Consider the following 17934-nt stretch of genomic DNA (forward strand, 5'->3'; position numbering starts at 1 on the left):
GGTATTTAATCTGAATCGGTTTCAAGGCGTGCTTTCCTGTCGCTGGAAATGGAGGGCGGCATGAAAAGAAAAAAATCAAAATGTGTGAGTTATGCAAAGTGGGGATATATTTTTTTGATACCATTCTTTTTGGTATATATTATTTTTCAGTTAATTCCGTTGCTTTCCACTTTCTATAACAGTTTTTTTGAAAATTACAGAGTTGGTCTTATGCAGGTAGGACCTACATTTGTTGGATTTAAAAATTATAAAGAAATATTATTTAACAGCGAACTTCCAATGTATTTAAAGAATACATTTATTATATGGATGATGGGATTTATTCCACAGATGTTTTTCTCATTATTACTTGCATCATGGTTTACGGATTTAAGATTAAGATTAAAATGTTCAGGTTTTTTCAAGACAGTTATATATATGCCGAACCTGATTATGGCATCTGCATTTTCAATGTTATTTTATACAATATTCTCAGATGTAGGACCTATTAATAATCTTCTTAATTCAATGGGACTTCCTACATACAGGTTTCTGGCGGAGGTCGCCGGAGCCAGAGGACTTATCGCACTTATGAATTTCCTCATGTGGTTCGGTAATACAACAATTGTCCTGATGGCAGGCATTATGGGAATCGATACAGGAATTATGGAAGCGGCAAGAATTGATGGAGCGAGTTCATTCCAGATATTCAGAAAGATTACACTTCCAATTATAAAACCTATCATGGCTTATACACTTGTAACTTCACTTATCGGTGGTATCCAGATGTTTGATGTTCCTCAGATTCTTACTAATGGTAATGGTAATCCGGACAGAACAAGCATGACTGCCATCATGTATCTGAATAAGCATTTGTATAGTAAGAATTATGGTATGGCTGGTGCTCTTTCAGTTATATTATTTATAATAACAGCAGTGCTTAGTATTTTCGTATTCAAATATGTAACAAAAGATATGGTGGATACGGGTGCAAAAACATCGAAGAAAGCAAAAAAGTGAAGGGAGGCGTAGATTATGAGTACAGAAACAAATAAGAAAAAAGCGGATAAAAGCGATAAAATTGCATTATATATACAAAGAACTTTGTGCTATATTGTATTAATTCTGTTATCAATTTTATGCCTGTTTTCATTTTATGTATTGCTTATAAATACTACAAGATCTCATCCGGATATACAGAAAGGTTTTTCACTTATTCCGGGAAAATCATTTCTGGTTAACATGAAAAATCTTCTGACAGATAAGCAGCTTCCGGTATTAAGCGGCATGGCAAACAGCCTTCTTGTAGCCAGTGGAACAGCAATTCTTTCAGTATATTTTTCGGCACTTACAGCGTATGCAATACATGCTTATAATTTCAGATTTAAGAAACTGGCATTTACATTTATTATGATTATAATGATGGTGCCTACACAGGTATCAGCACTTGGATTTATCAAGCAGATGAGTGATATGCATCTGATGAATTCATTCATACCGCTTGTTGTTCCTTCAATAGCTTCACCGGTAGTATTTTTCTTTATTAAGCAGTATATGGACAGTGTACTTCCGATTGAACTTGTTGAAGCTGCAAGAATTGATGGTGCACATGAATTCAGAATATTTAATCAGATAGTGCTTCCACTTATGAAGCCGGCAATTGCAGTACAGGCGATATTCACTTTCGTTGCTTCATGGAATAACTATTTTATTCCTTCGCTTCTTCTTAATAAGGATAGCAAAAAAACACTTCCAATACTTATTGCACAGCTTAGAAGTGCTGACTTTTTGAAGTTTGATATGGGTAAGGTTTATATGATGCTTGGATTTGCAATTCTTCCGGTTATTGTAGTTTATCTGTGTCTTTCAAAATTTATTGTAAGAGGTGTTACGCTTGGTGGTGTAAAGGGTTGATTTTAAACTGCTTTTCATAGGCAAAGGCCTCCTTTATAAAACCCCGGTAAAAGTTGTAAAGAGTCTTTTGCCGGGGTTATTTATATAAAAAAATGACCGATAAAATATATATGTGCATTTGATAAAAAATATACAACATAAAGCGGAAAGGAGAGAAATATGAGAGTTACTACACAGATGTTAAATGAGACAGCAAGAAAAGCGGGACTTCCAATTAATAATTCAACATTGCTTGATTATATTAATAATGATAGTTCAGCAGATTCGATGCTTAACAGCATAAATGGCAGCACATCAGCAGCGACACAGATGCTGAAAGCAAAAGTTTCCAAAACAGGATATGAAAATACTGATAAATCATCAGAGGATTTGCAGAATGCTATTGATAAGCTTGCAGGTGAAAAGAGTACAGTATTTAAAGATGCAAGAGAAAGCAAAGATACTTCAAAGGTTACAGCAGCAGCACAGGAACTTATAGATAAATATAATTCGCTTGTTGAAGTTATGTCAAAAACGTCCTCAAGCCTTGACGAATTCTATAAGAAAGCATTAAAGGGACTTCCAAAGAGTATTAAGGAATCACTTGAAAAAGTCGGAATAACTTATAACAGTGACGGAACTCTTGAGGTTGATTCTGATAAGCTTAAAAAGGCAGACGTTGATTCACTTGAAAAAATATTTGGAAGTGATTCTGAATTTATGAAAAAGCTTTCGTTTGTTACAGACAGGATTGAGAGTAATGCTGAAGCTAATTTACAGAGTGTGAGCAGTACATATAGTTCTACAGCAGATATTATGTCTTCATTCAACAGCTCAAAATATGATTTTCTTGGTTGATAATTATTGAATTTACGAAACTTGTAAAGAGTATATTCTTCATAGGCAGAAGCTTACAAAAGCACCGCTTCCGGATTGCCCGGAAGCGGTGCTTTTAAAGTAATCTAAAAACACATGACATATCGGCATGAAGCCATATACTCATTGTTTATAATTATAACTGTGGACCTGCTGAAACAAGTGCTTTACCAGCTTCATTTCCTTCGTATTTAGCGAAGTTCTTAATGAATCTGCCAGCTAAGTCTTTAGCTTTTACTTCCCATTCAGAAGCATCAGCATATGTGTCACGAGGATCAAGAATCTCTGTTGCAACACCTGTAAGTTCTGTAGGTACTTCAAAGTTGAAGAATGGAATCTTCTTTGTAGGAGCATTGAGGATATCTCCGTTAAGGATTGCATCGATGATACCACGAGTATCCTTGATTGAGATTCTCTTGCCTGTGCCGTTCCAACCTGTGTTAACGAGGTAAGCCTTAGCACCGCTCATCTTCATCTTCTTAACAAGTTCTTCAGCATACTTTGTTGGGTGAAGCTCAAGGAAAGCCTGACCGAAGCAAGCTGAGAATGTAGGAGTAGGTTCTGTAATACCACGCTCTGTACCAGCAAGCTTAGCTGTGAAACCTGAAAGGAAGTAGTACTGTGTCTGCTCTGGTGTAAGAACAGATACTGGAGGAAGTACGCCGAAAGCATCTGCTGAAAGGAAGATTACATTCTTTGCAGCTGGTGCTGAAGAAATAGGACGTACAATATTCTTAATGTGGTTAATTGGATAAGATACACGAGTGTTTTCTGTAACGCTCTTATCAGCAAAATCAATCTTACCATTAGCATCAAGTGTTACATTCTCAAGAAGAGCGTTACGCTTGATTGCATTGTAGATATCAGGTTCAGAGTCCTTATCAAGGTTGATAACCTTAGCATAGCATCCACCTTCAAAGTTGAATACACCGTTATCATCCCAGCCGTGTTCATCATCACCGATGAGGAGACGCTTAGGATCTGTAGAAAGTGTTGTCTTACCTGTACCTGAAAGACCGAAGAAGATAGCTGTGTTCTTGCCATCTAAATCTGTGTTAGCTGAGCAGTGCATTGAAGCGATACCCTTTAATGGGAGATAGTAGTTCATCATAGAGAACATACCCTTCTTCATCTCACCGCCGTACCATGTATTGATAATAACCTGTTCGCGGCTTGTAATATTGAATGCAACGCAAGTCTCTGAGTTAAGACCTAACTCTGCATAATTTTCAACTTTTGCCTTAGAAGCGTTGTATACAACGAAATCTGGCTCAAAGTTCTTGAGTTCTTCTTCTGTTGGCTTGATGAACATATTTGTTACGAAATGTGCCTGCCAAGCAACTTCAACGATGAAACGAACTGCCATTCTTGTGTCTTTGTTAGCACCACAGAAGGCATCAACAACGAAAAGTCTCTTGTTGCAAAGCTCTTTCTTAGCGATATCTTTAACCTTTGCCCATACATCTTCTGACATTGGGTGGTTATCGTTCTTGTACTCATCGCTTGTCCACCATACAGTGTCCTTTGAGTTTTCGTCAACTACGATATACTTATCTTTAGGAGAACGTCCTGTGTAGATACCTGTCATAACATCAACAGCACCAAGTTCGCTTTCCTTACCAACTTCATAACCTTCGTTCTTAGAAGATGTCTCTTCCTCGAATAATAATTCATAAGAAGGGTTATGAACTATCTCAGTTGTACCTGTGATACCATACTTGCTTAAATCGATTTCTGCCATCTTACATTTAACCTCGTTTCTTTACTTATTGTGCGATAACCGTCTTTAAAGGCGGTTTTATCTTCTTATATTATACATAATCGACCTGTAAAATCAACACAATTTGTGTAATTTTTGACGAAAATGATAAAAATTTAACAACTTTTTTATATTTTATATATCTTAATAAACATCGCAGTAATTACCCTGTTAAGCTATTGTAAAATAGAGGATGAAATATTAAAATAAATAGCATGGATTTTATTACATGATTTTGAGACGCAGCTGCATGCATTTATGGTAACGCAGCTTATTGATATTAAGAAAATTGATGATTAATCAGTTTTGCTAGAAAATAAATATGTGAAAGGAATGTCGGGTATGAAAAACAGAAAATTTTTTGATGAGATTACAGACAGAACAGGTACCCATTCAATAAAGTGGGACAGGGTTAAAGAAGGTGGTCTTGCCATGTGGATTGCGGATATGGATTTTCGTACACCGCAGGCGGTAACTGATTCGATAATCAAAAGAGCAGAAAATGGGATTTTTGGATATACTGACATACCGGACGAGTGGTATTGTGCATATCAGAAATGGTGGAAAGACAGATATAATTTTTCTATTAATAAGGAATGGCTTATATTTACAACCGGCGTAATCCCGGCTATATCAAGCATTATCCGCAAAATGACTACACCGGCAGAAAATGTTGTTGTTATGACACCTGTTTATAATATGTTTTTTGATTCGATATTGGATAATGGAAGAAATGTGCTTGAAAGCAGGCTCGTATATAATGATGGAAAATACAGCATAGATTTTGCGGATTTGGAAGAAAAACTCGCAAATCCACAGACATCTATGATGATATTATGTAATCCGCATAATCCTACAGGAAATATATGGGATAGAGATATTTTAGATAAAATAGGAAAACTTTGCAAAAAATATCATGTGCTCGTTGTGTCTGATGAGATTCATTGTGATATAACAAAACCAGGTATCAGCTATATCCCGTTTGCATCTGTATCAGATGTGTGCAGAGATAATTGTATTACATGTGTTGCACCGACAAAGACATTTAATATTGCCGGAATCCAGACAGCGGCAGTTATCGTGGCTGATGAAAATATCAGACATCGTGTTATCACAGGACTTGAGACAGACCATTTGGCAGAGACTAATGTTTTTGCGGCTGATGCGGCGGCTGCGGCATATAGTGAAGGTGGAGAGTGGCTTGACGACCTTAGAGAATATCTGTGGGAAAACAGGCAGTTTGCAGAAAAATTTATAAAAGAAAGAATTCCGCAGATAAAGCCCGTGGAGTCAGATGCTACATATCTTATGTGGCTTGATTGCACAGATATTGCAAGTGATTCTGATGAATTAAAAGACTTTATATGTGAACGCAGCGGGCTGTATGTAAGCAGCGGCTCTGCTTACAGAAGCAACGGTGGATTTTTAAGATTTAATATTGCATGTCCACAAAAAATGCTTGAAGATGGACTTAAACGCCTTGAAAAATCTGTTAAGGAATGGAAATGTTCATGAAAAACATACATGGCGGAGATATTTATAAATATGAAAATGTGACAGATTTTTCAGCTAATATTAATCCTATGGGAATTCCGGAAAGCGTGCGTGAAGCGGTTGTTAATTCGCTTGAAATGTGTGAAAATTATCCGCAGATGTTTTGCGATGATTTAAGAGAAAAGATTGGCAGAAGATATGGAGTTGACAGTAGTTTCATTATATGCGGAAACGGAGCTTCTGATGTGCTGTACAGATATGTATTTGCCATAAAACCGAAAAATGCGGTTGTTGCAGCTCCATGTTTTGCAGAATATGAAGCCGCACTTGAATGTGTCGGGGCAAAAGTTGAATATTATCAGATAAATCACAACACATTTGAAATAGAAGATGATTTTATGGAAATGTTTGAGTATAAACCTGATATGATTTTTTTATGTAATCCTAATAATCCTACAGGGATACTTATAAATGACCGTTTGCTTGAAAGAATTATAAAGGAATGTGACAGGAACGGAGTACGTATTTTTTTGGATGAATGTTTTCTTGATTTTACAGGGAAGGAAGATGAACTTTCATACGTTAAAAGTATATTAAGATACAGAGGTTTGTTTGTTCTGAAGGCATTTACCAAAATGTATGCAATACCGGGCATCAGGCTTGGATATGGCATTACATATGATAAAGAGCTTATTGGCAAAATGTATGATGCCGGACAGCCGTGGAATGTTTCTGTTCTGGCACAAAATGCAGGAATAGCTGCTCTTGATGAGGATAAATTTGCTGCAGACACAGTAAGTTTAATAAGTAAAGAGAGAGAATTTATCTGTACTAATTTTCAAAGAATGAATATTAAGTACTGGGAGAGTGACGCAAATTATATATTTTTTATGCACAAAAAAGGTCTGAAAGAAGAACTTTTAAACAGAGGAATACTTATAAGAGACTGCAGCAATTATAAGAATCTCACAGACGGGTATTACAGAATTGCCATAAAATCACATAAAGATAATGTAAAATTGATAGACGCTTTAGCTGATATTGATATTAATTAGGAGAATTTATGCTGGCTGGTGCTCTGTCACCTAAAGCGTTTTTTGTTATTTTGAAAAAATATCTTTCATTTTGAGAGGTTACAATGAACCTGTACTTGCATGTACATACTCAAATGCACTTGTTCCTGCCAATTTAATGAGTTTGTTTGTGTGAATTTTAATCTATTGGACATTTTTTTTGCGTTGTGGGTAGATTTGTCATGGCGGATAATTTTGCTGAGACGATAAATAAAGCGATGGAGATTGAGCGGAAGTATCAGGGGATTGTGTGGTGAGAGGTGTGAAAATGTGTGAGGGGTATGGCGGTTGTTATGCTCTCTGTTTTATTGTTGCAATGTAAAGGAAAAAGTAGTATAATTGGAAAAATAAATTTATATGAGAGGTATACCTATGAGAAATGATGCAATTGCATATAATGAAAAATATTGGAATAATCATGCGGATTTATGGTTTGGGACAACTGCTCTTCCGCAGTATGGTGTGAAATTTCCAACGGAAGATGAGTTAAAGCTATTTGGAAATGTAACCGGTAAGAAGATGTTGGAAATCTGTTGCGGTAGCGGTCATTCCTTAAAATATCATGCAGAAAGAAACGCCGGTGAGTTATGGGGAATTGATATTTCTCAGAATCAACTTGATAATGCCCAAAAGTATCTTGATGAATGTGGATATGCAGCAAATCTCATATGTAGTTCTATGGAAGAAATGAATCTCCCTCAATGTTATTTTGATTATGTGTACTCTATATATGGTATTGGCTGGACTACCGATTTGCAAGGGACTTTTAATAAAATTGCTTCCTGTTTAAAAAAAGATGGGATATTTATTTTTAGCTGGAATCACACGTTATATCATTGCGTTGCCTTTTGTCGAGAGAATGGAAAGAATATGTTGGACGATGGCAAAATGGTATTTGAATCAAGTTACTTTGATGAATCTTATTATAAAATGCCTGTGCATGATAGTGAAGTTATTTTGTGTAATCGTATGATTTCAACATATGTTAATGCTCTTGCAAAAGCGGGCTTTGTAATTGAGCAAATGATTGAGCAAAATGTTAGTGATATGAATGACACAAGTGATAAGGCAAAAAAGGCAGAGATGATACCTATTTCGGTGTGCTTTAAGGCTAGAAAGTTATAAAAATTACTCTTATTAATGTTCAATTTGTTTGTTTGAATTACGAAATTCCCAATTTTATAGCGAGAATGAAAGTGTGTAAAGATTTAAAGTTAGTAAAAAAAATGTCGAATCGCAGGATTCGACATTTTTTTTGCGTTGTGGGTGGTATATATAGGTAAAGGAATTTTATGGGAAAGGAGGGAAAATGTGGGGGATGAGTATAAATGTATGTAAAGTTATTAAGGAGAAGAGCGTATGAAAGAGATAAAGACGAAAGAAGATGTATTTAAAGCAATTTGTAATGCGTCAAGGTTGGGAAATTTAGGTTTTTTTGTTGGCTCGGGTTTTACAAAAGCAATACTGGAAAATAATACCTATTATGAAGCGTATACATGGGCTGAATTATTAAAAATATGTTGCGAAGAGATGAAAATTAATGAAAATATATTAAAAAATAAAAATTCTTATCCTGAAATTGCAACAAAAATATGTAAGGAATATAGTATTGAAAATAATATTACATATCAAGAAGCTGTTAGAAAAATGAAGTGCATAATTAGTGAAAAAACAAATGTTTATCCAGAAGAGAGTGTCAAAGAGGATTATGAAAAATACTTCAGAAATATTCCAGCATCCTGGATTACCACTACTAACTATGATACAGTTTTAGAAAATATTTTGGGCGGTGATTGTATATCTATTTCACCAGATGGTTGTTTTACCAAAATTTCAAATATGATTCCTATTTATCACATTCATGGAGTATGTAATATACCGGATAGTATTGTTATAACAAACGAAGATTATGCATATATGTTTAGACCTAATGATTACAGACAGGCACGATTACCATTTTTGATGAAAGAGTCACTTGTTATTATGATTGGATATGCATTGGGAGATTTGAATGTTATTACAGCAGTCGATTGGGCTAATAATGTTTATACAAATACAAGTGGAGAATACGACTTCCCTATTGTTCAGCTGCTTTATACAGATAATCCTAAACAAGATCCATATGTTGAACAGAATGGGATTGTAATTTTTGAGGTTTCTGATATTAGCAAATTCTTTCTGGAACTTTATGAGTTTTCAAAAGACTATAATGTAGAATATGAAAATTATATTTCGTTGGTTAATTCAAATGTAATGTATTTTAATCAATATCAGGATGAAAATGTAATAAATAATTTTATTGGAAATGTAGACGGTGTCAGGGATAATAAAATTAATTTTATTGCAGAACTTCCGCAAGAATTTGGATATGTATATAATTATTTTTTTACATTTATACATTCTGCAATGCTTGCACTTGATGAAATGGCTAAACCTAATGGAGCGTTTTATGCATATGATTGGAAGTTAGAGTTAATAATTGATATTTTAAAAAATGTACCAATAAAAAATATGCCAAATTCATTTTTTGGAATGCTTGCAAATTCATTAAATGATGTAGCTGCTTTTATAGGCTATAGAATTGGTGAGAGTTTTGCAGCAGGACAGAGGTGGGATAATGAAAAGAGCAATTTGTCTGAGGAGGTTATAGATGCTTTATGGCTTTTTGCTAAGTCAAGCCGGCATTTATATAATTTAAAAAGTTTGCTTAAAAATATATAAGAAACATAATTAGAAAAGTTTGCTTTAAACCACCGGTTCAATGACATATTACATATCATAATATAAAATATGTAATGTGTTAAAGAAATGGAGGTTTGGAAATGGGATACAGCAATTATATTCCGCTGAAAAATTTTTCATTAAAATATAAATATTTTTGTTATTTTGATACAAGAGACTATGTAGCAGATAATTTATTTGCAAAAAACAATGTGAGTGTCAAGTATGAAAAAGAGGCATGTAGGTCGGATTCAGATTTTATCATTGTTTTTTGCAAAGTGAAAAAATATGAAGTTGGAAGTTTCCTGAATTCATTATTTGAACTTAATAATAAAATGCTGTTGCTTGGGTACAGTGAGTATCAGAATTTTTGCAAGAATATATATGAAACAATTATGGAAAATTTAGCCGTGGGATGTTAAAATTAAAATAGTTCGGGATAGATTAAGGAGGAACAGAAATGCAGCCTGTTTATTTATCTATTCAACAAAAAGCAACTGGTGAAAGAATCAGGGAATTGTTAAAGAAAAATGGATATACCGTGAAAGATATTCAGAAATTTATGGGATTTGAAAATCCTCAAGCCATATATAAATGAATTTCAGGGCGGTCACTTCCAAGTATAGATAATTTTCTTATTCTAAGCAAAGTGTTACATACCAGTATTGAAGATATCCTCGTCGTTGACGGGGATATTTTTGCGTTAAAATTAAATTTATGGAAAATAACAATTGTGCATAAATTTGAAAAATATATTAATGATAATTAGATTGGAGGTGTAAAATGAGTAATAAAAAATATTATGTAAATAATGTCTGGGATAAAGAAGAATTTCGCCGGTGTGCTTTGGGTAAAAAATTTAAAATGCAGGAAATATTAAAGTATTTAAAAAGATGTATAAAATGGAGTTGTCAGCGTATAGTCAGAGGTTATGCGGAGTGTGACGTCTGGAATATGGATGGTTATCTGCAACGGTTGATTCCTGATATGCTACAGGATTTAAAGGATAACAGAAATGGTTCGCCATCATATCTTGGGGAAAATTATACGAATGAAGAGGGGATTTTAGTTAATGATACATGCCATGATGAGTGGGATAAGATATTGGATAATATGATTTTTTTATGGAGAGAATCTAACGAAGAGACATGTAAAAGAATAAATCCATATTATGATGAGTATGACAAGGCATTTGAAGAATTTACAGAAAAATACGGCATATTGGGAGATAAATTAATGACAGAAGCTGAGTTGGAAAATGATAAAAAGTTCAGGGTAAGGACGGGACATTTTATGGATGAACTATATAAGTTATTGAATTACAAGTCCAATGACAAATACTTGACTATTGCTTATAGTATATTTATAATAGTATTTATAAAAATAATGCGAAAAAAGTATTTAGGAAAGGAAGATGTGATATGGTACCTGTAATTGATAATATTGAAACCGGCAATAATATAAGAAGAATAATGCAAAACCAGGGATTGACTGTAAAAGATGTGAAAAAGTATCTTGGACTCGGATGTCTGCAGAGCATATACCGATGGATGAACGGTGCTAATGTGCCGTCGATTGACAATTTATATGCATTGAGTAATTTGTTTCAGATGCCAGTTGATGAGATAGTGCGTGGAAACAGACCTAAGATTGAGCCTCGCGATGAACATTATTATAGTATGAGAAAAAGAATGCTTGCGTATTGCAGACTAAGTAAAAAATATTTATCTTATGATTAGGTTTGGATTTGATGGTGTAAGCTGCTGAGCATGGCTGGTACATTAAGGTTAGAGCAGATGATGTGGTATAGAGTAAAATGGATGTTCCAAACCCACTTGCACAAAAATTATGCGTGAGCTAGATTCTGACAATGGCATCGGATTGATTGAGAAGAAACGGAGAGGTCTTGGCAAACTGGACATCATTTATGTGAGCTTCCGTTCCGGATGAAAAAAAGAAAAAGAGCCTTCAAACTCTGATATTTCTACAGAAGTAAAAGATTTTAACTTCAAGAAGCAAAAGAATTTAACTTCTGGAAGTAAAAAATTGAACTTCAAGAGGTAAAGGAATCTGACCTCAAGAGGGAAAAAAATTTGACTTCTGAAAGTAAAGAAACTGAACCTCAAGAGGTAAACGATTTTGTCCCTAATTATAACAATACTAACTATAACAACCAGAGTTATACTGATATAAGTTATACCAATCCTATCAATCAATCTAGTAATGAGAGTGAGTCAGAAAAAAGGATTGATTTGATGGATGATGTAAATGCATACATAGAACTGATTAAGGATAACGTCGAATATGAGCATCACATGAAGTATGATGACTGGCAGAACAAGGCTTTGTATGAGGAGCTTTTTGAGGTTATCTGTGAGGTTGTATGCGTAAAGCGTACAACAATCCGGATTGCAGGAGAGGATTATCCTTATGAGTTTGTAAAATCTAAATTCCTGAAGCTGAACAGTGGACATCTGGAGTATGTGATTGGCTGTATGCATGATACAAATACGAAAATAACCAATATCAAGGCATATATGGTTACTGCTCTTTATAATGCACCCTCAACGATGAACCATTATTATTAGCAGGAAGTGCAGCACGATATGTACGGAGGTGGCTGGCATGAAAAAGGCATTGTTTAAAATAATTATTCCGGTATGCGTTCTTGTTCTGTGGATGATTACCTGTTATCCGGTTTGTAATAAAGCAGATTGGTTTGATTATTTCCTTTATTGGATTTTGGTAGGATGTCCCTATGGTACCAGAAAAATGTGCATGTTCCTTGTGCCGAAGAATTTTGGTATTGCAGGAAGTATGGGAATACTGGCACTGAATTGTATCGTTGGAGGTCTGATTGGTGGTATTATTGTTCTTGTGAGGATTATCGTTATATTTACGGAGATAATAAAAGTAATAGCAGGACACTTCTGGACACAATGTCCAAAGGTGCAAAAGAAAAAAGAGCAACAAAAAAGGCATTGTCAATCAATCATAAACAATACCTCTACTTGTCATCTGGAACATATTCCATAATATCTTCAATCCGGCAGTCAAGTATCTGACATAGCCTGTTCAGAATAATGGTCTTTACCACCATATTTTGCCGGAGTCGCTGAAGCTGTGCTTTGTCAATGCCGTAATCTTTAATGAGCTGGTACTGACTGATGTTCTTAGCCTTAAGCGTTTGCCAAAGTGGATCATATTTAATCATACAGGCAACTCCTTTCCTACCTTGTATTTTAATGGCAGGGAACTTATAATGACATGGTGCGTGTGAGCACCATAAAGTATGTAAATGGTAAAGACAATAATGGTTTATTTCTGGAGATTGAGGATATAGATGCAGGTAGTGTGGTTTTGAAACAGGAGGATGGCTAATTGTGAAAGAAATATACATTACAGACAGTGAAAGGGAAAAATGCAGAAAGGTTGCAGATGCTTTTGCAGAGCTGTATGAGGTTGAATATACTTGTCGTGGATGCGGGAAGATACGGTTTTGTTAAATTACAGTATTATAGACCGCCACAGGGTTTTGAAGATGCAATAACCTTTACGGACAGCCGGAGCATGTTTGAGAACTTGTGGGAGGAATGGTTTGACACGCAGCTTTTTCTTCTGGCAAAAGGAACACCAATGGCAGAAATGGGATACAGTGAAATATTTGAGTGTCTACCAAAAGAAAAACAGAAGGAGCTCATCGATAAAAAAGCTGAGTTTGTAAGAGTAGCAGGAATCGAATAAAAGGGAAACAGCGTCAGGGCAGTTATGAGTGAAATACTTGTAGCTGCTTTTTCTTTTGGACACAATGTCTAGAAGTGGGATGGAGAGATATATAGATGGAATTAATGAGAGATATTAACAGGGTAATGGAGCGTGAGATAGCGAAGGGGAGTTGCCCTTTGAAACTGGATCATATTGAAGTTGGAGATTATTCGTATCAGGAGATAACATCAAAAGAGAAATTGCTGGAGGTGTTATCGTATTTGTTGCGGATAGGTGATTTCAGGCAGTATGCCGGAAAGACTATCCTAAATAATGTTTATATGAACCTTCGAGGGAAAAAGCCTATATTCAAGCGAACTAGGACAGCAATAGAAAGAAATAATATATTTGCAACAATCAAAAGGTGTGCAAAAAAGCTAAAGCCGGAGTATAATGGAAATGTATATCTGGAAACGGTCAGATGTTATTTTGACATATCGCAAGAAAATCTGGAAAAGTGCCGATATACATATCAGGGGAACGAAACATACGCCTTTCTGATGTCGGACAAGTATATTATGGCATTGTATACGCATTGTTTGGTGGCGAGGAAAGAAGCTGCTATGCAGGATGTGAAGATGGAATTCTTTACGGAAAAGGAGTATGGAATGGTGAGGTTGGAGAATGTTTTGTTTCAGGCATTGTTACTTGATGATATACAATTTAGTCAAGATAAAATACTTGCTATGTTTGTAACCATATTTATTGAATAGTAGAGATTGGTAAAAATATGTGAGGTGTAGTAGATGAACGAATATGAGATACTAGGCAGATTACATGAAATTATAGATGATGATACAAACTTGAAAATGAAAGAATGGTTGGACTCTCATAATGTGAATAATTATTTACTATATCCGCTTGCAGCAGTTGAACTGGGGGCAATAAACGAAGCACCAGAAAATAATGCAAACTTATTAAGAAGGTGTGTGGCATCATTTGTATATGCGAAGGCGAGAGAAAATGATAAAAGCATTTTTATTAAGAAGTTCAATACGCCTGGATTTAAGAAATATCTAAAAGCATATGAAAGTGAATTGATTCCACTATATCAGAATTTTAGATTTTCGAGAGAAATAAATGATATAAATCCGTTTTCAAAGCCACGTTTAGTGCAAGAAGGAAATCATAATTATAAACTTACAACATCTTTAGTGTCTGATCATTATAGGGAAGAAGACTTTTATTTTTACGGGGAAGATGATAGACAAAATGCAGAAAAAGAACAAAAACAAACATTTGATTTACATATCAAATTTTGGAATAAAATTGTATTGGAACAAAAAAAGTATGAAGAATTGAGTAAATATCCAGACATAGAGCTATATAATTGTTGCATTGGAATTATTGAAAAAGACTTAAATAAGTGGGAGGCAAGGGTAAGAAGTAATGTTTTCGATGGTCCTAACTATTTAGCAAAGGTTATTGCTTACTTTTATTATCATGCAATGTTGAAATCTATAGCAATCAGAATAGATATGGATTTGGAAGATGATATTTTTGAAATAGGAAAAGAATGCATTATGTATTTTGATAAGAAAACATGCATTGATGATATAGTTAAAATTAGTGGATTACCAAAGTACAAGGTAGTCAATGTTGTAAATTATTTGATAAATGATGGAAAAATGAATTTGTTAGAATTTCCATTATTTGAGGTGGAGGAGAGTTTGGTAACTATTCCGTCATTGATACTAGTCAATGATTGGCAATTTACCATTATCAACGGTCATTATTTGAAAAAAATTATTATAACCAATCGAGAAAAGACAATATCCACAGTAACTGAGGGGAGAATAGAAAAGGCTCTATTAGGAGTGACGAACGTTGCAGTGGCAAAAACAGTTCCATATTCCTTTAAGGATGAGATGGGAAATAAATTAGATAGTGATATTGATTATGCGATTTATGATTTTACTCATAACAAGGTATTAATAATTGAGGCAAAGTGGATAGATAAGCATTATAAAGATGAAATAGATAAGATATACAGGAATATATTTCAGACACTTAATTCAATATACACGAAGCAGATTGATAAGCATAAAAAGTTCCTACAAAAGCAAGAAAATATTGATTTTCTATTTAGCAACGATAAGAACTATAAAAAGGGGTTACCGATGCCAGAAATATATTACTTAGCTGTTGATAAAAGAAATCAAATGCATATTGGTGAGAGACATATGGTTTCAGAGTATATGCTAATGTATTTTATTCATAAATATGTGTCGGAAAATCAAATTGATTTGGAAGCAATGTGGGGGGAGATAAGCGGATTACAAACGAAAGTAGAGTATATTACCGTATCAGATAGTTACTACGAAATAAGTGTGGGGGATGAAATTGTTTTAGTTGAACAGGATGATTTATATTGGAAATAATGATTGAATGCAATAGTTCAGTGTATATTGTCAAATATATATAAGCTGGAGAAATACAAAGTTTAAAGAACTGATATGGGGGGGGTAATGATAAATATGAGAATTGATGAATTATGCCAAGATAAATATATTTATCTTGATTGGAATGTAGTTAAGAACATGATTAATCCAAGAAATGACAAAAAAGAATTGGATGAAGAAATGAAAAGAATAATCTATTTTTTGAGGAAAAAATATAAATTCCCGTATAGCCATGGTCATATTAAGGACAGAGCAAACCATTATGATGAGAAATACAGAGAAGATGTAAAAGCAGATTTTAGCTTTTTTGAGAGTATAACAGATTCTTTTTGCCTTGTTAGATGTGATGAATTAAATAAATTTGTAATGATAAAAAAACCAATAATGGATTTCTTCGATGAAGAAATAGAGGAAGAAAAAAACAGAAGAGGATTTAATTTTCAATATTTTTTGAACCCAGAAGCTTCATTTAGGGTTGATATGAGTAAAATAAATAAAGATCATCCATTATATGAAATGCTTGAGAGAAGTAATGGAATTTACAATCCTTTTTCTATGAGTGAATTTCTTGAAAAACTATATAATGAAATATTTGTGAATGCCGATAAATACAAAAAGTTTAGGGCGTATATGGAACAATTTGAAATAAACAAAGAAGATGCAAGGAACCAACAGAATAGTCTGAAAGATCGAGACTATTTAGATTTTTTATTGTTACATATGGAGCCTTTTTTGGAATCAATGTCATATGATGTTCTTGAACTACAAAAGAAATGGAAATCTATTGCTGAGAATTGGTTTTCGATGTATCACAAAGAAGTATGTTTAGAACTTCTTTTAACCAATGGGTATGGGCTATTAGATTTACATCCTAAATTCCATGATAAATTGAAAAAAAATAAAAATACCCTTGATAATATAGTAAGAGATGGTAACCATGCATACTATGCATCGGAAGCCTGCTATTTTGTATCGGAGGATGGGCATACTCGTGAGAAGACTCAGTTTCTTTATGATGTTTACGGAATAAAAACCAAGGTTGTAAGTGAAGCGGAATTCATAAATCATTTTTGTTGATTAGAATTACAGCGTCAGGGCAGTTATAAGTCGATAGATTTGTAGCTGCCCTTTTTTTATTGCTTTTGGACATGATGTCCAGAAGCGGAAAGGAGAGTTATGAGGTATTTATTACATCGGCTGTATGTTCCACCTTAGCGGAGCATACGCACATGGAAATGTAGATTGGAGGTACTTATGCAAGAGGAAGTAACGCAGAAAACAATCGCTCTTGTAATTAAGACCGCTAAACTGGATGCCAACGTCTTGAAGGCTGCAATGTGGATGTATCTGAACCACCGCAGGCAGAAAGCACAGAAAACGCATGGTAAAACTTCTGTGAAAAAGCTGGTTGGCGAAGGCACGGGAGTTTCGTCTATCGAAGTGACGGATGGCAATATCAAATCCTTTGAGCGGGTAGCTCGTAAATATAATGTTGATTTCGCCGTCAAGAGAGACAAGACAACGAACCCGCCGAAATATGTGGTATTTTTCAAGGGCAGGGATGCCGATGCAGTAGCACAGGCATTCAAGGAATTTGTTTATGGTAATGAGAAATGAAAGGGCAGGACTTCCGTAAGGGAGAAACTGAAACGCTTTAGGGATGCAGTATCACAGAATAAGAACAGAGAACGGAGCCGGGAAAAGAATAAGGACAGGGGGCAGAGCCTTTGAGTAACATCATTGAAGGCATAACCAAGGATCTGAAAGCTATCCCGAAAAATCTGAAAGCAAAAGCAGGCGGTATGGATACCAAGAAGCTGGTGCTTTTGAATCTCACCTATATCTTTGCTGGGTATAAAATGTCAAGACCGAATGTACAAAAAATATTATATAAAAATGTACAGTTAGTCTGTTTGTCTTAAATGATCTTTTAGCCTATATGATTTTCCTGATATGGGCACTACATGTGCAT

General features: G+C 34.6%; 20 protein-coding genes and 1 pseudogene. 19 read left to right on the plus strand and 2 right to left on the minus strand.

Features of this window, described 5'->3' with window-relative positions; all coding sequences use genetic code 11:
- The first annotated feature begins 60 nt into the window (after positions 1-60).
- The 3 genes from H8S01_RS10790 to fliD all read left to right on the plus strand — a co-directional run bounded on the left by H8S01_RS10790 (position 61) and on the right by fliD (position 2730).
- A complete protein-coding gene (locus tag H8S01_RS10790; protein WP_021866210.1) occupies positions 61-999 on the plus strand; it encodes a carbohydrate ABC transporter permease in 939 nt (312 codons plus the stop codon).
- A gap of 15 nt (positions 1000-1014) precedes the next feature.
- Positions 1015-1893, plus strand: coding sequence for a carbohydrate ABC transporter permease (locus tag H8S01_RS10795; protein ID WP_186837202.1), 879 nt, complete (start codon positions 1015-1017; stop codon positions 1891-1893).
- Between the two features lie 159 nt (positions 1894-2052).
- A complete protein-coding gene (fliD, locus tag H8S01_RS10800; protein ID WP_186837203.1) occupies positions 2053-2730 on the plus strand; it encodes a flagellar filament capping protein FliD in 678 nt (225 codons plus the stop codon).
- A gap of 154 nt (positions 2731-2884) precedes the next feature.
- On the opposite strand, the gene pckA is transcribed toward fliD, so the two are convergent.
- The gene (gene pckA / locus H8S01_RS10805; protein WP_186837204.1) at positions 2885-4489 is read right to left on the minus strand and encodes a phosphoenolpyruvate carboxykinase (ATP); all 1605 of its coding nucleotides are present in this window, start codon (positions 4487-4489) and stop codon (positions 2885-2887) included.
- Between the two features lie 360 nt (positions 4490-4849).
- Between pckA and H8S01_RS10810 the strand changes: the two genes are divergently transcribed.
- The 10 genes from H8S01_RS10810 (at position 4850) to H8S01_RS10855 (ending at position 12831) form a co-directional block, all read left to right on the plus strand.
- The gene (locus H8S01_RS10810) at positions 4850-6022 is read left to right on the plus strand and encodes a MalY/PatB family protein (protein ID WP_186837205.1); all 1173 of its coding nucleotides are present in this window, start codon (positions 4850-4852) and stop codon (positions 6020-6022) included.
- The gene (locus H8S01_RS10815) at positions 6019-7056 is read left to right on the plus strand and encodes a pyridoxal phosphate-dependent aminotransferase (RefSeq protein WP_186837206.1); all 1038 of its coding nucleotides are present in this window, start codon (positions 6019-6021) and stop codon (positions 7054-7056) included. The genes H8S01_RS10810 and H8S01_RS10815 overlap by 4 nt, the downstream gene beginning before the upstream one ends.
- Positions 7057-7446: 390 nt before the next feature.
- Complete coding sequence (locus H8S01_RS10820; RefSeq protein WP_186837207.1) at positions 7447-8199, plus strand: class I SAM-dependent methyltransferase; 753 nt, start codon at positions 7447-7449, stop codon at positions 8197-8199.
- A gap of 234 nt (positions 8200-8433) precedes the next feature.
- On the plus strand, positions 8434-9795 hold the full coding sequence (locus tag H8S01_RS10825) for an SIR2 family protein (protein ID WP_186837208.1): 1362 nt from the start codon (positions 8434-8436) through the stop codon (positions 9793-9795).
- Positions 9796-9896: 101 nt separating this feature from the next.
- A complete protein-coding gene (locus tag H8S01_RS10830; RefSeq protein ID WP_186837209.1) occupies positions 9897-10217 on the plus strand; it encodes a hypothetical protein in 321 nt (106 codons plus the stop codon).
- Between the two features lie 38 nt (positions 10218-10255).
- Positions 10256-10393, plus strand: coding sequence for a hypothetical protein (locus H8S01_RS14125; RefSeq protein WP_243204347.1), 138 nt, complete (start codon positions 10256-10258; stop codon positions 10391-10393).
- Between the two features lie 185 nt (positions 10394-10578).
- A complete protein-coding gene (locus H8S01_RS10840) occupies positions 10579-11229 on the plus strand; it encodes a hypothetical protein (protein ID WP_186837210.1) in 651 nt (216 codons plus the stop codon).
- A complete protein-coding gene (locus H8S01_RS10845) occupies positions 11217-11534 on the plus strand; it encodes a helix-turn-helix domain-containing protein (RefSeq protein WP_186837211.1) in 318 nt (105 codons plus the stop codon). Before H8S01_RS10840 ends, H8S01_RS10845 begins: the two co-directional genes overlap by 13 nt.
- Positions 11535-11888: 354 nt before the next feature.
- Complete coding sequence (locus tag H8S01_RS14325) at positions 11889-12383, plus strand: DUF6017 domain-containing protein (protein ID WP_186837212.1); 495 nt, start codon at positions 11889-11891, stop codon at positions 12381-12383.
- A 37-nt stretch (positions 12384-12420) separates the two neighbouring features.
- Positions 12421-12831, plus strand: a complete 411-nt coding sequence (locus tag H8S01_RS10855) for a DUF6050 family protein (RefSeq protein WP_243204351.1) — start codon at positions 12421-12423, stop codon at positions 12829-12831.
- Here the strand turns inward: H8S01_RS10855 and H8S01_RS10860 are convergent.
- Entirely contained in the window at positions 12803-13009 is a 207-nt protein-coding gene (locus H8S01_RS10860) for a helix-turn-helix domain-containing protein (protein ID WP_035779437.1), read from the minus strand. The genes H8S01_RS10855 and H8S01_RS10860 overlap by 29 nt on opposite strands.
- A gap of 242 nt (positions 13010-13251) precedes the next feature.
- Between H8S01_RS10860 and H8S01_RS10865 the strand changes: the two genes are divergently transcribed.
- The 6 genes and pseudogenes from H8S01_RS10865 to H8S01_RS10890 all read left to right on the plus strand — a co-directional run bounded on the left by H8S01_RS10865 (position 13252) and on the right by H8S01_RS10890 (position 17884).
- Positions 13252-13539 (plus strand): hypothetical protein, encoded by a 288-nt coding sequence (locus H8S01_RS10865; RefSeq protein WP_330605595.1) that lies wholly within the window; start codon positions 13252-13254, stop codon positions 13537-13539.
- Between the two features lie 95 nt (positions 13540-13634).
- The gene (locus H8S01_RS10870) at positions 13635-14273 is read left to right on the plus strand and encodes a hypothetical protein (RefSeq protein WP_186837213.1); all 639 of its coding nucleotides are present in this window, start codon (positions 13635-13637) and stop codon (positions 14271-14273) included.
- A 33-nt stretch (positions 14274-14306) separates the two neighbouring features.
- The gene (locus H8S01_RS10875) at positions 14307-15941 is read left to right on the plus strand and encodes a hypothetical protein (RefSeq protein ID WP_186837214.1); all 1635 of its coding nucleotides are present in this window, start codon (positions 14307-14309) and stop codon (positions 15939-15941) included.
- Between the two features lie 96 nt (positions 15942-16037).
- Positions 16038-17039: a hypothetical protein gene (locus H8S01_RS10880; protein ID WP_186837215.1), complete on the plus strand. Its 1002-nt coding sequence runs from the start codon at positions 16038-16040 to the stop codon at positions 17037-17039.
- A 177-nt stretch (positions 17040-17216) separates the two neighbouring features.
- Positions 17217-17693 (plus strand): annotated as a pseudogene (locus H8S01_RS10885) (PcfB family protein).
- Complete coding sequence (locus H8S01_RS10890; RefSeq protein ID WP_186837216.1) at positions 17690-17884, plus strand: hypothetical protein; 195 nt, start codon at positions 17690-17692, stop codon at positions 17882-17884. The pseudogene H8S01_RS10885 and the gene H8S01_RS10890 overlap by 4 nt, the downstream one beginning before the upstream one ends.
- The last annotated feature ends 50 nt before the right edge of the window (positions 17885-17934 follow it).

This window comes from Lachnospira hominis (ex Liu et al. 2021) (genome assembly GCF_014287955.1).
Taxonomy (GTDB): domain Bacteria; phylum Bacillota; class Clostridia; order Lachnospirales; family Lachnospiraceae; genus Lachnospira; species Lachnospira hominis.

Bases quoted from the DNA above. Each gene is read 5' to 3' on its own strand.
- H8S01_RS10845 (WP_186837211.1), top strand. From the start codon at position 11,217: ATGGTACCTGTAATTGATAATATTGAAACCGGCAATAATATAAGAAGA.
- H8S01_RS10855 (WP_243204351.1), top strand. From the start codon at position 12,421: ATGAAAAAGGCATTGTTTAAAATAATTATTCCGGTATGCGTTCTTGTT.
- H8S01_RS10810 (WP_186837205.1), top strand. From the start codon at position 4,850: ATGAAAAACAGAAAATTTTTTGATGAGATTACAGACAGAACAGGTACC.
- H8S01_RS14125 (WP_243204347.1), top strand. From the start codon at position 10,256: ATGCAGCCTGTTTATTTATCTATTCAACAAAAAGCAACTGGTGAAAGA.
- H8S01_RS10830 (WP_186837209.1), top strand. From the start codon at position 9,897: ATGGGATACAGCAATTATATTCCGCTGAAAAATTTTTCATTAAAATAT.
- H8S01_RS10790 (WP_021866210.1), top strand. From the start codon at position 61: ATGAAAAGAAAAAAATCAAAATGTGTGAGTTATGCAAAGTGGGGATAT.
- H8S01_RS10875 (WP_186837214.1), top strand. From the start codon at position 14,307: ATGAACGAATATGAGATACTAGGCAGATTACATGAAATTATAGATGAT.
- H8S01_RS10820 (WP_186837207.1), top strand. From the start codon at position 7,447: ATGAGAAATGATGCAATTGCATATAATGAAAAATATTGGAATAATCAT.
- H8S01_RS10825 (WP_186837208.1), top strand. From the start codon at position 8,434: ATGAAAGAGATAAAGACGAAAGAAGATGTATTTAAAGCAATTTGTAAT.
- pckA (WP_186837204.1), bottom strand. From the start codon at position 4,489: ATGGCAGAAATCGATTTAAGCAAGTATGGTATCACAGGTACAACTGAG.
- H8S01_RS10840 (WP_186837210.1), top strand. From the start codon at position 10,579: ATGAGTAATAAAAAATATTATGTAAATAATGTCTGGGATAAAGAAGAA.
- H8S01_RS10865 (WP_330605595.1), top strand. From the start codon at position 13,252: ATGAGGTTGAATATACTTGTCGTGGATGCGGGAAGATACGGTTTTGTT.
- H8S01_RS10795 (WP_186837202.1), top strand. From the start codon at position 1,015: ATGAGTACAGAAACAAATAAGAAAAAAGCGGATAAAAGCGATAAAATT.
- H8S01_RS10860 (WP_035779437.1), bottom strand. From the start codon at position 13,009: ATGATTAAATATGATCCACTTTGGCAAACGCTTAAGGCTAAGAACATC.
- H8S01_RS10880 (WP_186837215.1), top strand. From the start codon at position 16,038: ATGAGAATTGATGAATTATGCCAAGATAAATATATTTATCTTGATTGG.
- fliD (WP_186837203.1), top strand. From the start codon at position 2,053: ATGAGAGTTACTACACAGATGTTAAATGAGACAGCAAGAAAAGCGGGA.
- H8S01_RS10870 (WP_186837213.1), top strand. From the start codon at position 13,635: ATGGAATTAATGAGAGATATTAACAGGGTAATGGAGCGTGAGATAGCG.
- H8S01_RS10815 (WP_186837206.1), top strand. From the start codon at position 6,019: ATGAAAAACATACATGGCGGAGATATTTATAAATATGAAAATGTGACA.